The organism is Pseudoalteromonas sp. TB51 (assembly GCF_000498055.1).
Taxonomy (GTDB): Bacteria; Pseudomonadota; Gammaproteobacteria; order Enterobacterales; family Alteromonadaceae; genus Pseudoalteromonas; species Pseudoalteromonas atlantica.
In genome coordinates this window covers 1-1201 of record NZ_AUTO01000071.1, presented here as the reverse complement: position 1 = coordinate 1201, position 1201 = coordinate 1, and the positions used below count along the sequence as shown (strand labels likewise).

General features: G+C 44.2%; 2 protein-coding genes. Both read right to left on the bottom strand.

The features are described from left to right. On the bottom strand, window positions 1-435 hold a 435-nt coding region (locus L650_RS0102805; protein ID WP_164835530.1), incomplete at its 3' end, for an MFS transporter. 71 nt (window positions 436-506) lie between these two features. Next, window positions 507-1201 (bottom strand): tRNA-dihydrouridine synthase (locus L650_RS0102800; protein WP_029772112.1); only part of this gene is annotated, 695 nt, incomplete at its 5' end.

Here is a 1201-nt window from a genome sequence, read left to right as displayed (position 1 = left end):
CCCCGCCATTATATTGCCCAGTACTTGCCCGCGTTTTTCATCTGAGGATAAATGCGCAGCAAGCGGTATTAATACTTGCACCGATACAGAGCTCGCCCCCACCAATAAGCATAATAGCAACATTACACTTGGGCTTTGCGCCAAGCCTGCGCCTATTAAACTTAAAAATGTTATGGCTAAGGTAATGAGCATTAAGCGTTTGTTTTCGACTAAATCAGCCAATGGCACTAAAAAAAACAGCCCCATTGCATAGCCAATTTGTGTAAGCGACACAATAAAACTGGCGCTGTGCGCACTTAAACCCACATCGGGCGCTAATAACTCAATAATAGGTTGGGCATAATAAATATTTGCCACAATAAGGCCACAGCACAGAGCAATAATGCTCACTAAGGTATTACTTATTTGCACTGGCTGTGCACGTGATTGGTTCATAAATAACTCTAATTTATAAATAATAAAACCCACTGCATATAAATGCAGTGGGTAGCCATGGTAAATGTAAGTTACTTAATAGGTGAAGGCTGCCCATGTGGGCTAGATCGCAAGTACTGCTTAGGCGCATTAACGGTTGCGCCAAGTTGCGCTGCAGCATGCCAAGGCCAATGCGGGTTATACAAAATACCTCGCGCTAGTGCTACGCCATCGGCTTNCTGCTCGCTAATAATATCTTCGGCTTGTTGTGGCTCAGTGATTAAACCTACGGCTATTACCGGCATACTTACGACCTCTTTAATAGCAGTTGCAAATGGTACCTGAAAGTTAGGTTTAACCGGTATTTGTTGCTCTGGGCTTAGCCCTGCTGTACTTACGTGAATAAAATCGCAGCCAAGCTTGTCTAATGCTTTAGCAAGCTCAATAGATTGTGCTAAATCCCAGCCACCTTCTACCCAATCAGTCGCAGAGATACGAATGCCTACCGGTTTATGGCTTGCAAATTCAGCTCTTAGTGCTTTAAACACCTCAAGCACAAGGCGCATACGGTTTTGCAAACTGCCCCCGTATTCATCATCACGCTTGTTTGAAAGAGGCGATAAAAACTGGTGTAACAAATAACCATGCGCACCATGTAGCTCAATTAAATCAAGCCCTAGCTCATCAGCGCGTTTTGCTGCGCTTACAAAATCGTTTATTAGCTGAGTTATATCCGCTTTTGTCATAGCCTTTGGCTGGTAGGCGTTGTCATCGTAGGCAATGGCTG